This window comes from Shimazuella alba (assembly GCF_009831235.1).
Lineage (GTDB): Bacteria > Bacillota > Bacilli > Thermoactinomycetales > Thermoactinomycetaceae > Shimazuella > Shimazuella alba.
Genome location: NZ_WUUL01000013.1, coordinates 39,065 through 53,457, shown reverse-complemented (window position 1 = coordinate 53,457; position 14,393 = coordinate 39,065). Strand labels below are relative to the sequence as shown.

At 36.3% G+C, this 14,393-nt stretch carries 12 protein-coding genes; 7 read left to right on the top strand and 5 right to left on the bottom strand.

The window, feature by feature from the left end; genetic code table 11:
- The first annotated feature begins 123 nt into the window (after positions 1 to 123).
- The 5 genes from hsdR to GSM42_RS16595 all read left to right on the top strand — a co-directional run bounded on the left by hsdR (position 124) and on the right by GSM42_RS16595 (position 8,174).
- On the top strand, positions 124 to 3,360 hold the full coding sequence (hsdR, locus tag GSM42_RS16615) for a type I restriction-modification system endonuclease (protein WP_160802661.1): 3,237 nt from the start codon (positions 124 to 126) through the stop codon (positions 3,358 to 3,360).
- Positions 3,361 to 4,845 carry a class I SAM-dependent DNA methyltransferase gene (locus GSM42_RS16610; protein WP_160802660.1) on the top strand — a complete coding sequence of 495 codons (1,485 nt, stop codon included), beginning with the start codon at positions 3,361 to 3,363 and terminating at the stop codon, positions 4,843 to 4,845.
- Entirely contained in the window at positions 4,838 to 6,193 is a 1,356-nt protein-coding gene (locus GSM42_RS16605) for a restriction endonuclease subunit S (RefSeq protein WP_160802659.1), read from the top strand. Before GSM42_RS16610 ends, GSM42_RS16605 begins: the two co-directional genes overlap by 8 nt.
- Before the next feature lie 191 nt (positions 6,194 to 6,384).
- Positions 6,385 to 7,638, top strand: coding sequence for a hypothetical protein (locus GSM42_RS16600; protein WP_160802658.1), 1,254 nt, complete (start codon positions 6,385 to 6,387; stop codon positions 7,636 to 7,638).
- 11 nt (positions 7,639 to 7,649) lie between these two features.
- Positions 7,650 to 8,174, top strand: a complete 525-nt coding sequence (locus GSM42_RS16595; RefSeq protein WP_160802657.1) for an isochorismatase family protein — start codon at positions 7,650 to 7,652, stop codon at positions 8,172 to 8,174.
- 284 nt (positions 8,175 to 8,458) lie between these two features.
- On the opposite strand, the gene GSM42_RS16590 is transcribed toward GSM42_RS16595, so the two are convergent.
- The gene (locus GSM42_RS16590) at positions 8,459 to 9,763 is read right to left on the bottom strand and encodes a helix-turn-helix domain-containing protein (RefSeq protein ID WP_160802656.1); all 1,305 of its coding nucleotides are present in this window, start codon (positions 9,761 to 9,763) and stop codon (positions 8,459 to 8,461) included.
- A gap of 257 nt (positions 9,764 to 10,020) precedes the next feature.
- Between GSM42_RS16590 and GSM42_RS16585 the strand changes: the two genes are divergently transcribed.
- The gene (locus tag GSM42_RS16585; RefSeq protein ID WP_160802655.1) at positions 10,021 to 10,356 is read left to right on the top strand and encodes a hypothetical protein; all 336 of its coding nucleotides are present in this window, start codon (positions 10,021 to 10,023) and stop codon (positions 10,354 to 10,356) included.
- 279 nt (positions 10,357 to 10,635) lie between these two features.
- Here the strand turns inward: GSM42_RS16585 and GSM42_RS16580 are convergent, their stop codons facing one another.
- The 4 genes from GSM42_RS16580 to GSM42_RS21460 all read right to left on the bottom strand — a co-directional run bounded on the left by GSM42_RS16580 (position 10,636) and on the right by GSM42_RS21460 (position 13,845).
- Positions 10,636 to 11,124, bottom strand: a complete 489-nt coding sequence (locus tag GSM42_RS16580; protein WP_160802654.1) for a hypothetical protein — start codon at positions 11,122 to 11,124, stop codon at positions 10,636 to 10,638.
- 325 nt (positions 11,125 to 11,449) lie between these two features.
- Positions 11,450 to 12,244, bottom strand: coding sequence for an IS5 family transposase (locus GSM42_RS16575; protein WP_160802653.1), 795 nt, complete (start codon positions 12,242 to 12,244; stop codon positions 11,450 to 11,452).
- 271 nt (positions 12,245 to 12,515) lie between these two features.
- Positions 12,516 to 13,427, bottom strand: a complete 912-nt coding sequence (locus GSM42_RS16570) for a DUF5655 domain-containing protein (protein ID WP_160802652.1) — start codon at positions 13,425 to 13,427, stop codon at positions 12,516 to 12,518.
- A gap of 256 nt (positions 13,428 to 13,683) precedes the next feature.
- Positions 13,684 to 13,845 carry a transposase gene (locus GSM42_RS21460; protein ID WP_420821010.1) on the bottom strand — a complete coding sequence of 54 codons (162 nt, stop codon included), beginning with the start codon at positions 13,843 to 13,845 and terminating at the stop codon, positions 13,684 to 13,686.
- 38 nt (positions 13,846 to 13,883) lie between these two features.
- Between GSM42_RS21460 and GSM42_RS16560 the strand changes: the two genes are divergently transcribed.
- A complete protein-coding gene (locus tag GSM42_RS16560) occupies positions 13,884 to 14,228 on the top strand; it encodes a helix-turn-helix domain-containing protein (protein WP_160802651.1) in 345 nt (114 codons plus the stop codon).
- Positions 14,229 to 14,393: the final 165 nt, after the last annotated feature.

Genomic DNA, 14,393 nt, shown 5'->3' with positions numbered 1-14,393 from the left:
ACATTGTAACTTTTATAAAGATTATGTGGTGTTAAGTAGTTGATCTCCTATTTACACTATTACGTTTATTATTTCTTTCATATATAATTAAATTTGAAAATTCTATTTTATTGAGGTGTTGGAATGAAGAGAAGTAACTTCTCCTTTTTTACAGATCAGTGGAGTATTTTGGCAAATTTAGGAGAACTTGCGGAAAAGAACGTCTATACCGATCCACATACAAGTTTATTTAAAACACGTTTGTTTGGGGAAACGTTATCTAAATTTATCCTTGCATTTGAAAATATAGAAGAACCTTATGGTGTAAAACAAGTTGAGAGAATTAATATCTTAAAAAGAAACGATATATTAGATCATGAACTGATAAATATGCTTGATTCCTTGCGAAAGATAGGAAATATAGCTGCTCACGATTATTATGGGAGTGAAGAAGAAGCCCTTACCGCCCTTCGATTTGCCCACCGCTTAGGTGTCTGGTTTATGGAAGTATATGTCGATTATTCCTTTCAAGCTCCTACTTTTCAAGTTCCTCTAAGAAAAGAAGCAAATGCGGACTTAGAGAAAATCGATGAACTATATGAAAAGAAAGTAAAAAAATTAGAACAAGAGCTAGAATCACTTAGAATAGAACAACAACAGCGTTCAGAGCAAGATATAAAACTGCTTAAAGACAAAAGAAAAGATACAACCAATCGTTATTTAAATCAATTAAAATATACGGAACCAGAAACAAGAGTGCTGATAGATAAACAACTAAAACAAGCTGGCTGGGAAGTAGATACAAAAAATATTCGTTACAGCAAAGGCTCACGACCAGAAAAAGGAAAGAACAAAGCGATAGCAGAGTGGCCATGCGGTGAAGGAATAGCGGATTATGCGTTATTTGTGGGGCTGGAATTAGTAGGTTTAGTCGAAGCCAAGCGAAAAAGAAAAGATGTCATGTCCGATATCGAACAAGCAAAAACATATGCCAGAGAGGTGAGAAAGAGAGCGAATGAAATCATCCTTGGTCCATATGGAGATTTTTATGTGCCTTTTTTATTTGCAACAAATGGCCGTCCCTACATTAAACAGTTAGAGTATAAATCGGGTATATGGATGTTAGATGCCAGAAGATCTACCAATCACTCCAAACCTCTGCAAGCTTGGTATTCACCTCAAGGATTACATAACCTGTTGAAACAAGATATTGAAAAGTCGACAGAAGAATTACGGAATGAAACCTTGAGTTATTTAAAATTACGACCTTATCAAGAAAAAGCGATTCTTGCAGTGGAAAAAGCAATTGAAAAAAATCAACGGCAAGTTCTTATTGAGATGGCAACAGGTACAGGGAAAACAAGAATGGCGTTAGGTTTGATCTACCGCCTAATCAAATTTAACCGATTTAAACGGATATTGTTTTTGGTGGATAGGGAAGCATTGGGTAGACAAGCAGAGGATGTGTTTCGAGATTCTAGATTGGAAAATTTCCAAACATTCACAGAGATTTTTGATCTGCAAACATTAAAAGAAAACCATATTCCAGAAGAAGAAACGAAAGTACAGATTGCAACGGTTCAAGGCATGGTAAAGCGTTTATTTTATCAAGATGAGTCGGTGCCGACAGTTGATCAATATGACTGTATTATCGTCGATGAAGCTCATAGAGGATATTCGTTAGACAGAGAGATGTCCGATTATGAATTGGAAAATCGGGATCATCAAGATTACATCAGCAAATATCGCAAAGTTATCGACTATTTTGATGCTGTAAAAATCGGACTCACTGCTACCCCTGCATTGCATACAGTGCAAATCTTTGGAAACGCTGTATTCACGTATTCCTATCGGGAAGCAGTCGTAGATGGACATTTGGTAGACCATGAACCGCCCTACCAATTCAATACCGAATTAAAAAAGGCGGGAATAAACTGGAAAATAGGCGAAAAGGTAGAAGTCTATAAAGCGGTTACAGGAACTGTGGAGACAGAAGTATTAGCAGATGATGTAAAAATTGATGTGACGGGATTTAACAAAAAAGTAATTACAGAAAATTTTAATCGAGTTGTATTAAAAAGCTTATCGGAATACCTAGATCCTGATGCAGAAGGGAAAACCGTTATTTTTGCTGCTACCGATGATCATGCAGATATGATTGTTCGAATCTTAAAAGAGGAAATGGTAGAATCTCATGGACCGATCGACGACAGCCTTATTGTGAAAATAACCGGTTCGATCAAAGATCCCAGTCAAATGATCAAACGTTTCAAAAACGAAAAACTGCCTAAGATAGCAGTTACAGTTGATCTATTATCGACAGGGATCGATGTTCCGGAAATATCCAATATTGTATTTATGAGACGAATTCGTTCGCGGATTCTTTACGAGCAAATGTTGGGAAGAGCGACCCGGTTATGTCCCGAAATAAACAAAACTCATTTTAAGATTTATGATGCAGTTGGTTTGTATGAGGGTTTAAAGCCTTACACCAGCATAAAACCTGTTGTTGCCAATCCAACTGTCTCCGTGCAAAAACTAGTGGAAGAACTAAAAACCTTCAAAGGTACTTACTACGAAAATGACAGAAAGCAAGAACTCATCGCCAAAATCCAGCGAAAAAAGCAGCATTGGGATGACCAAGACTTTAAAGATTTCCAAGTGTTAAATGATGGACAATCGTTAGATGAGTTTATCGGCTGGCTCAAAGAAGCAAAAGGAAAACAAATCATCAAGAAGCTAAAAAACAAAGAAGAGCTGTTGAAATATTTAGATGAGAACAGAGAGCGGCCATCTAATCAGTATATCTCCAAGCATGAAGATAAGCTGATAGGTGTCACAAGAGGTTATGGAGAAGCAGAGAAACCAGATGACTACTTAGAGAGTTTTCATAAATTTATCCAAGAAAACATGAACTTGATCCCAGCGATCCAAGTCATCTGTACCCGGCCAAAAGAATTAACCAGAAGCGAGCTGCGAAAACTGGCGTTGGAGTTAGATCAAAAAGGCTTTACGGAGAAAAACTTGCAAACCGCTTGGTATCATTCTACCAATGAGGAAATAGCCGCAGATATTATCAGCTTTATCCGCAGATATGCGATTGGTGATCCGTTAGTCAGCAAACAAGAACGGATTAGACGAGCAATGAAAAAGATTTATAATAGGAAAGTATGGCCGCCTCTGCAAAAGGGATGGTTAGAAAAAATTGAGAGCCAATTGTTAAGTAACACGATATTAGATCCTGATCCAGAGAAAGCATTCGATGCCCAACCTTTTAAAAATAAAGGCGGATATAAGCAACTAAACAAAGTTTTTAATGGTGAACTAAAAGCCATTTTAAATCAAATCAATGAAGAGATGTACAAAAAGGAGCAAGCATAAATGAATAATCATGAAATCGTACAGAAACTTTGGAGTCTTTGTAATGTCTTGAGAGACGACGGAATTACGTATCATCAGTATGTGACGGAACTTACCTATCTCTTATTTTTAAAGATGATGAAAGAAACGGGACAAGATTATCAAATACCAGAAGATTATCGTTGGGAATCCCTTTCTAGTAAACATGGCATAGAGCTAAAGAAACATTATGTAGAACTATTAAATGAACTAGGAAATACACAAGATGGAAATATTCTAAGTCAAATTTATACCAACGCCAAAACAAATATAGATGAACCAAAAAACCTAGAAAAATTAATTCGTTCCATGGATCAAATCGATTGGTACAGCTCCGATAAAGAAGATTTTGGAGATTTATATGAAGGGCTGCTGGAGAAAAACGCCAGTGAATTAAAATCAGGAGCAGGGCAGTACTTCACCCCTCGCTCTTTGATTAACGTCATTGTCCAGTTGGTAAATCCGCAGCCAGGAGAACGCTGCCATGACCCAGCATGTGGAACCTTTGGTTTTATGATCGCCGCAAATAATCATGTATCAAAAGCAACAAATGAATATTTTTCACTTAGTGAACAAGAAGTAGAGTTTCAGCAAAAAGAAGCGTTTACTGGTGTCGAGTTGGTACGAGATACTCACCGTCTAGCGATGATGAATGCACTTCTTCATGATATTCAAGGGGAAGTTATCCTTGGCGATACCCTTTCCAGCTTAGGTGAAGGTTTAAAAAATTACGACTGTATCCTGACCAATCCACCCTTTGGTACGAAACAAGGCGGCGAGAGATTAACCCGTTCTGACCTTACTTATACCACCACCAACAAACAGCTTAACTTTTTACAGCATATATACAGAGCATTAAAAGCAAACGGCAAAGCACGTGCAGCAGTTGTTTTACCGGATAATGTGTTGTTTGAAAGCGGTGTGGGAGGAGAAATCCGCCGTGATTTGATGAATAAGTGTAACTTACATACCATTTTACGTCTGCCAACAGGTATTTTCTATGCCCAAGGAGTAAAGACAAATGTCCTCTTCTTTACACGCGGGGAAACAGAGGCAGGAAATACAAAAGAAGTTTGGGTATATGATCTTCGTACCAATATGCCAAGCTTTGGGAAGCGTAATCCGTTGAAAGAAGAGCATTTTGCTGATTTCATAAAGGTTTATGATGCGGAAGATAGAAGCAAGGTTGCTGATGATCGTTGGAATGTGTTTACACGTGAGGAGATTGCAAAGAAAGATGATAGTTTGGATATTGGGTTGATTGCAGATGAAGCCCATTCTATCTATGAGAATTTACCTGATCCAATTGGGTCTGCGGAAGAAGCGATTGAGAAATTAACACAAGCTGTAGGGCTGTTAAACGAAGTAGTGGACGAGCTTCGTTTTGTTGAATCTGGGAAAAGTTATAAACCAAAAAATAAAATACTGTTGATCAATGAAGCAGTTGGAGTGAGTAGTGATGAGTAGGAAAATTAAACAGAAGAAGACAATGGATGAATTATTAGAGGAAGTACTTGTACCTTTAAAAGAACAGCCCTATAAAATACCTAAGAATTGGATTTGGACTAATTTAGGCTCAGTTTTAAAATTATCATATGGTAAATCATTACCTAAAAAAAATAGGTCTGGAAATGGATTCCCGGTTTTTGGTTCAAATGGTGTCGTAGGGTATCATTCTGAACCTTTAGTGGAAGGACCAATTGTTATAGTGGGACGAAAAGGTTCTCACGGGGTAGTAAATTGGTTTGATAATTCAGGTTGGCCAATTGATACAACATACTACCTAGAAATAAATAAAGAATTAGATTTACGATATTATTACTACTTATTAAGAAACCTAAATTTACAAAGATTAAATCGTTCAACCGCAATTCCAGGTCTAAATAGAGAAGATGCCTATTCTTTAACTATTGCTTTTCCGCCAAAAGCAGAACAAAAACGAATTGCAAAAAAAGTTGAATATCTCTTAAATAAAATTGACAAAGCAAAGCAATTGATTGATGAAGCAAAACAAACATTTGAACTTCGTCGAGCAGCGATTTTGGATAAGGCTTTTCGTGGGAAGTTGACAGCAAAGTGGAGAGAATTTAATGGTTTTCAGAGTGAGCAGATAGAAAAAAAGGAAATAACCCTTCCTCTAAATTGGAACTGGTTAAAGATAGAAGATGTCTGCATTTATATTCAACGTGGAAAGAGTCCAAAATACGTTGAGGATTCAAGTGTTAGAGTAGTATCTCAAAAGTGTGTACAATGGAAAGGTTTTGATCTTACAAAAGCAAGATTTTTTGATGAGAATACATTGTCTAAATATAAAGAAGAGAGATTTTTACGCTTAAATGATATATTAATAAACTCAACAGGAACAGGTACTATTGGAAGAGTAGCAAAGATTAATGAAGAATTAAAGGAAACAGTAGTGGCTGATTCGCATGTAACTGTTGTGAGAACTAATGACAATTTTATCAATTCAACTTTCTTGTATTACTATTTAAGTAGTCCTTTAATTCAAGATAAGCTTTTAAACAATTTTACAGGTAGTACTAATCAAGTTGAATTAAACTTATCATCTGTCAAAAAATTGATGATACCTGTTCCTCCTTTAGAAGAACAAGAATTAATTGGGGGACAATTGAAACAATTATTTAAATATGAAGAAGAGCACAGAGAAATAATTGATAGTGCATTAAATAATCTTCCGATGTTAAAACAATCCATTCTCTCCAAAGCATTTCGTGGCGAACTTGGTACCAACGACCCCACAGAAGAAAGTGCTATCGAACTCCTAAAAGAAGTACTCCAAGAACAGTTAACATAATACCTGTAACACAACAAAACGGGCTGCATCTCACATGCCCGTTTTCTCTTTCAAGGTCTACTTTATAATAAAGGAAAATTTAGAGTTTATCCGACTTATAAATCTAAATTTTCAGTACTTATTGTAGACATTATCAGAAAAAAACATTAAATTAGAATATATAAGTAAAAATTTGCTAAGGGAGAGAGTGGATGGATTTTAGTCATTTACAAATTAAGCCTGTTCGCTTTATTCCATTTGATTTAGGCGATTCATTATCCCAAAAAGACATAGATAAAATATGTGATTATCTAGATAACAAACATATGCTAAAACAATTAGACGATAGATCAAAAATGATACTTACCAAACAGCCTATCGTAGCAAGCATAAGCGGGATGAATGATAAGTTGGATTTATATCTCTTTGATACAGGGATTGGTGTTTTTGTACTAAAAGATAATCCAATGAATTATAAAGAAGATATACGATTTGTAGTGGATTTTTTAAGAGATCGTCGAAATTGTCATCGTTCCATTTTGGAAGGGAAGTATCCCGTTTCATTAGCGATTCATAAAGTTATGAGTGAACTAAAAGAGGTACTAGCAAAGCCAAAAAAACGAGTGCGGGTTTCGTCTTTGCCAGATTGGGAATATGATGGGCTGTCTTATGTGATGTCCATTCATTTTGGTTATCCTTCTCAACTAAAGACAGAGAGTTTAACGTTTACAAACTTGCCAGCGTATCTTCAAAAAGGGATACCAATTATCTTAAATCCTGCTTATTTAGGAATGAATGATTCTTTGAGCTTAGATGAGGATAAGGTAATGAAAGATCCTGATCAATTAAGCAAACTCTTGGATGAGATGGACGAAGAACCTGTTGATTTTGAAACAAGAAAAGATATCTTGGCTTTTATGAGCTGGGCATCAGTCTTTGTAACAGGAAATATCAATAAACTAGATATGCAAGATTGGATTTTATTAGAGGTAGAACTACAACATTATTGGTACTATCTCTATTGTTTAGAATCAAGTTTACCAACGACTTTAAAAGGTGTTCAGAAATCTGATTTTACCATGGAACAGTTATTAATAATAAAATTAGAGACCCAACGTGCGATAGAAGATGTGCAGCATATTAATGGTTCGAGTATTCCAGAACGTTATACACGTATTTTGGATGGATTGGTTCATTCCAGCAGAATATTATCGAATGCAAATAGACTGCTCAATAAGTTAAGTTATTGGGAAAATGCATTAAAAGCAAAACAAGAAAAGCGAAAGCATGTATTTATCCAAACAAGCGAAATTCTTATATTTTCTGTAGCCTATCTCCAAATAGCCCCTGATCTATATAAATATTTTTCTAACCCCACTCCGCTATCGATAACAGCCCTTGTCAAAACGGCTGGATTGTTTGCAGTAACTGTCTGCGTTATTATTATAAAAAATAGGTATAGATGAAAGGGTTTATTATGAATACACTATTATTTGTAGTGGACGTACAAAATGGATTTGTTAGTGAGAAGACAAAATTTGTACTGGAAAGAATAACAAGTCTGTTGCAAAAGAACTTGTTCGATTATGTTGCTTTCACGCAATTTATTAACGAAGATCCAAGTCCTTATAGAGACTATCTTCACTGGAGGAAACTGTCTACCTCTGCTGAACAAGATATACATGCTGCAATAAAACCGTATGTTACCAATATCTTCAAAAAGGGAACATATTCCGCTATTAACATGGAAACAATGAAATTTATCAAAGAGCATAACATTGGTAAAGTATTTATACTTGGTATTGATACGGATTGCTGTGTTTTAAAGACAGCAGTCGATTTATTTGAGAATCATATTCATCCTATTGTCTTAGCACATTACTCTGCTTCCAATGGTGGTAAAGTCAGTCATGATGCAGGAGTAAAGGTGTTGGAGCGGTTAATAGGTAGACATAATATTATCCATTCAGAAATAGATGCAGATATAGTTTCTGCTGTGTAATTGTTCATATATATAAATCCTCAAATCAAAACGAGCGACTCCATATTGGTTTCGCTCGTTTTTGTTATGCAGTTTATAGCGGTTTAGAAACCAAATCTTCACCACCTCCTTGTATGTACTTAAATGTAGTTTTGTTTACTTCAAATGAGATCAAAAAATAAAAAACGCTAGTTCTCTGTGTAGAGAAAATAGCGTTTACTGATTTAACGAGATGATGGTCTTCAGTAGTATAGAAACATTTTATTGAAATTTGCAGTTTGTCATTCAAGGTGGTTCTCCGTCCATCATATATTTTCACCTTTCCTTCCTAATAGTAACTTTTGTATTTCTTCTAATGAAACAACATATCTATCTTGATAGCCTGTTTGTTTCCAACAATCAGCTAAGCTTACCAGAATAATTTCCAACTGGTTTTCTAAGTGATATGCTATAGCTAATTCTTTTGCTTCATTATAATAGAGAATTGCGCTGGGGTAAGCATGTTGACTTGCCTCAAAATCTGCTAGAGACATTAGAGCAAAACAATAACGTGGAATGTCTTTTGAAGGTTTCCCAATTTCTACAGCTTTTTTTAAATAGATTTTGGCATTTTCTACATCATTTATTTTTTTGTACAATAGTCCTAGGTGTGTGTATGTAGTAACGAATAAATTATTTCCTTGTATTTTCTTCTTTTCTTTAAATTCTAAAGCAAGATGATACATTGTTCTAGCAGTTTCGTATTCATTTAAGTTTAATAAAATATTTCCCCATGCAGTAAGAAGTTCTACTGCTCTCCTGTGTTTTCTATTAGTACTAGCTAACTTGTAACCTTCTTCTACATACTGAAGAGCTTTTTTGTACTCTCTTTTTTTGTTTAGTAGAGTAGCATTACTTTCATACATGTTTAATAGAATTTCAGTACTTGATATTTTATAGCGTTCAGACCATAAACTATCTAAGATGAAAAGCGCTTCGTCTACACGATTCAATTTTTCCAGATATAAGATTTTTCCAATGAGAAGAAAGTATTTTATTTCAATTCTATCACCATCAGGATCATATCTATCTAATCCTAATTGAACAAAGTGTAAAGCAGATTTGAGATCATTCTTCTGAAAAAAACTAATCCTTGCCAGTTCCTTATAAGCAGAAGCGATGAGATTGGACGAGAAGTCTTTCTGCTTTGTGGTCGTCTCCACTACTCTTTCAAAGTACTTTTGTGCTTGATCCCATTTTTTGCGGTTAAAATAGTATAATCCTTTGAGGAAATAGACAAATCCCAGCATTTCACCTTGTTTTTCTAACTTGCGCAGTTCGGCAAGCAGGGCGCCGTCTTCTAGGTTGAGCTGGATTTGCGATTCTAACAGAGATAAGTGCATGTGAAGCTGAGCATTGGATTTTTGTTGGTGTTCCACTAAATTGGGAAACTGAGTGGGATTGATGTCTAGTTTCTCACAGTAGCGCTGAAGTTTGGTTTCTTTTACTACTTTCCCTTGTTCAATAAAACTGATCGTGGCGGAAGATAAGCCTTTCTCCACTAAATCTGCAATTCGCATCCCTTTTTGTTTGCGAATGGAACGCAATGCATGTCCCATTTCTTTTGTCATGTAGAACCCTCCTTTATTGTAAATTTTTTAAAAAAATTTCGCCACTTCTTATTTAAATCCCTCTTTTTTTACCAATTTTTAGATTGTATTATTTATCTTCGATAGTGGATAGCATGTTTTTGTATCCTAACGGAGGTTTTTTTAGATTAGAAAATGTAATTTTTATCTAAAAAAGCCAAATTTGCTAATAATTTTCTGAATAATATATAATACAAACACAATAAGGCTCTAAAATAAATGAAAGGGATGAAGGAAAAATGGCATTAAAACTAATCGTAGAGGGATGCAGAGACAAGGTGAGGGACTTTGTGGACTTCCTCAAACTAAGTCCACACTGGAGAATGTACAGCGGTTCGAAGCTGTCATTGGGAAGAGAGGAGATGCGGATCGATTATTATTTTGATAAGAAAACTCCAAATGCTCTTTCTCTAACAGACAAGCCAATTAGCAAACTCACGCTGCATAGTACAGATGGGAAAATGATAGAGATCACCTTACTTGGAGCACAAGTTGTAGAGATGGGGGAAGGAATCACTTATATTTACGGAAAAAATTATGATATCTATGCTGGCAAATCTCGAGATCATAGGTAAAGTAGGTTTAAAATGAAAGCACATGTTTATACGTACTAGGCAAATGGCAGCGGTTTTAGAAAAGTGATGGGATACTTGAGGCTAGCATGGGAAACCAAGGGAAAGGAAGCTGAAGGCGGCGAGTGGAAGATGGACAACCTTACATTAAGATAGTCGAGGCTAATACAAAGGCAAACCAATATATTCCAAGAGAATTCTTGACAGAAATCTATGCTTTTTATAAAATAATGTGGACGGTGATCAGGTCGCGTGCGACGTGACCGATCCCCCGTCAGATGTTTACAAACCTACAAATACACGGACAGCCGTCCAAAGCATAGCCGCGTATTCGTAGGGGGTTGAAAAGATCTCATCGATTGGAAACAATGATGAGGTCTTTTTTATTGTTTTGGGAGAACCAATTTCGATTCCTTTCCCAACAATGGTTGAAAGGATCATCGATCCCATCCAACCGATCCAACCTAACACGATTATCCACCATTTACTGGAGTTCGCTTTCTTTAAAGCGTCCTCCGCTTTGATGGCCCGGTTTTCCCACTCATTGGTTGCTGTTTGCTGCTTTTGGAGCTCGGCTTTTGTTGCAGCGAGTTCCTTTGCAAGCAATTGAGAGTGATCCTCGGCTTTAAGAGCCCGATTTTCCCACTCATTCTTATCAGCGAGCAATGAGTCGATTTTGGCATCTTTCGCCTCAATCGTCTTTACCAGGTGTGTTATTCCCTCTATTTCTTGACGTGACTGTTGGTCAACAACTTGCTCTTGTTTTTCCATACATATTTTCCCCCTTATTTTATAAGGGAGATCAGTCACGTCGCACGCGGCCAGATGCAAGGCAGACTGGCTACCGTCCACAGTGAAAAGCGAAAGGTAAAAAACAAAGTACTGTGCAGGGAATGGTATAAGCCTTCTACCTGCGCTGCTATCGCTGGTTTCTGCCAAAGGCAGCTGTTTTCACGATAACGTGATCGAGCAAACATGCAGCTCAAACTCAGCCGAGAACAACATGTTCGTCAGGCGAGAAGCACATATTTACATCAGATCAAAACAGACATACTTTTATCTAACCATAATAGGATTATATTTTCAATATTAGAAGTCATTTCAAAAGTCGGTTAACACACAAAAGGATTAGTGAAAGTAAACAAAATGCTTTATAATGTTGAATGTAACGTTCATATCGGACAACTAATCTGCGATTATTGTCCATCCAAGCAAAACAACGTTCTATTTTCCAGCGTTGTTTGTAACCGTCGCCCACTGCCAATGGGCGACCTTTTCTTTTTTTATCCGTTTTTCGACCGGGTATCGTAGGTTTGATCTTTTTTTCGAAGCGCGAGACGAAAAGCTCCACTATGGTAAGCACGATCTGCGACCAATTCGCGAAATCGACTAAGGGGTCTACCTCGCTTGGATGGTACCCGATAGTAGCCAATGTTCGTTCTGCCAAGCGAATTTCATGTGGCTGTGCACTCTCTACCAAAATTCCAATGGGGATGCCGTTTTTTTCAGCTACAGCCATGACTTTGGTTCCTTTTCCCATCTTGGTATTCCCGATTCCCGTCCCTCCGCGCTTTGCTGCCACAAACGATCCATCCAAATACACTTGATCCCAGTTCAAACGCTTTTTTTCTTGCAGCATTCCCAATAATTTTCTCCAGATCCGTTCCCAAATCCCGACTTTTTCCCATTCTTTCAATCGTCTCCAACATGTTACATAGGATCCATACTTTTTCGGCATATCCATCCATGCTACACCCGTTTTCAACACGTAAATAATCCCATTTAGGACTTTCCTGAGTGGGATTGGTGGTCGACCTATCTTTGTTTTTCTTTTCGGTAGGAGAGGTTCAATTATTTTCCATTGTTCGTCTATTAACTCATGTCTGCTCATGGGCTTATTTTAGTTCTGTTCAGACTCATGTGACAATTTTTAGTTTTGAAATAGTTTCTAGATAAATAGGAGTCATATGAATAATTAATAATTTCAAGGAACGTTAAAAAAGCTGGGGTTGTCTTTTTTTCAGCAATAAAATCAAATTAATAGCAAATGAAAAATCTTAAATTATCTTACAAAATTAACTTAATTATAAGATTTTTATATTTTAGGAAATCCAGTTCTATAAAATAAAGAAAACAGGCTGCATCTCGCATGCCCGTTTCTACTAACTCACATCATAAGACCGATCAATCAAATGCTTAGCTTTATCAATATCACCTTTACTCAAAATAGTCACCTCTAAATCACCTGTACCACGATGTCCAATATCGCGAATATCACGGGTAAAACCAGGTTCTAATGTGATAGTATCAGGGTTTATTTTCAAGAGAAGCAAGATTTTATTGCTTTGCGGATATATTTTTACACAAGCAAAATTTTTAATTCGTTTAAACGCTATGTAATGTTTCATTGTTGCAGTTTGGACATCATCACCGAGAGCCTGTAAATAAGCTTTTAATGTTTCGTATGTATCGTGTAAATCAGTAGATGCTTGTGCCAAAGATTCGGTTACGGTTTTACCCTTTGTGACTTTTCCGGTTGTTGTACTATTGCTTTGATGATCGGCTTGTCCGGTGGTTGCATTAACTAATTCCAATAATAAAAGTCCATCATTGTAATGTTTGTATTGATACAGCTCGATATTGCGGTTTATTTGCTGTATAGCGTGGATATCGTATTTTGTAAAACTTCCTGCAATACATAATAAACGAGGATTACTCCAGTCGATTGCCTCTGAAACGTCTTGTCCATACTTGCGCATGACTATTAGTTCAAAATCTGCTTTATGATCGAGTAACCAACTTAGGTAAAATAATCCTTGACTGATCACATTCTCGTTCATAGATCGCTTGTATTCAATAATAACTGGTGAGTTGTTTTCATCAATTCCAAGTGTATCAATCCGTCCATTATGATGTTTGCCAGTGCTTTGTTCAGATACTAAGAATCGTACACCTAAGAAAGATTCTAGATTACGTTCCATGATATGTTGTAAAGATTTTTCTAATGCCACCGATTGTCCTACTAATTCAACTACTGTATCTTCCTTTAGTTGAAAAAGTTTTATATCACCCAAATTTACATTTCCTCCTTAGGAAAAGATTCGTATATAACAGTGAATTTTATGTTATTTCCATTGACTTCTCCAACTATTATTTTATGAGATTTTATGGATGGGGGATATATATTTTTAATAGATTTGCAGTAATAAAGAGGACAATAATAAAAGCGAGCTATTATCAGCTCGCTTTTCTAATATTTAAACTCCTCTGGGTCGCCAGGTCCATAATTAAGTTGCATTCGAACTCCTCCCTTGTTTAATAATATAGAAGTCATTTCAAAAGTCGGTTGACACATAAAAGTATTAGAGAAAGTATACAAAATGCTTTATAATTTTGAATGTAACGTTCATATCGGACAACTAATCTACGATTATTGTCCATCCAAGCAAAACAACGTTCTATTTTCCAGCGTTGTTTGTAACCGTCGCCCACTGCCAATGGGCATCTTTATATTTAGAGGGGTGAATATAATGAAAAAAAGAACTGTGAATGATGTTTTTGACATGTTGGATGAGGTTCCTGGTGTAAAGGATTTTATGGAAAGTTACTCTGTAAAAATGGGGAGAGTTATTCTTCATCGTCGATTGGATTTGGGATGGACTCAAACTGAACTAGCTTCTAAAGTAAAATTAATCACTGGAAAATCGATGCATCAATCTACCATCTCTGCAATGGAAGGTGGATCTCCTGGTATCACTGCAGATCTTTATGATCGGGTGCTACGCACGTTAGGAATTAAAGATATTGCAGTTCGATTTAGTGTGGATGATAAAGGAGATGCAACTATTAGTACAGAACAATTAGGTGCTTTATAAAATATAATCTTTTCCATTTGATCCATTCGTATCGAAAGTATTACGCAACGGATATCCAGAATGGAAGGTGGACCTCTTGGAATAACGAGTGATACGTATGAATGATAAAGGAATGAAAGTACCAAGTGGAATTTGGTGGAGACTCCCAATGATAAGGATGAGCAC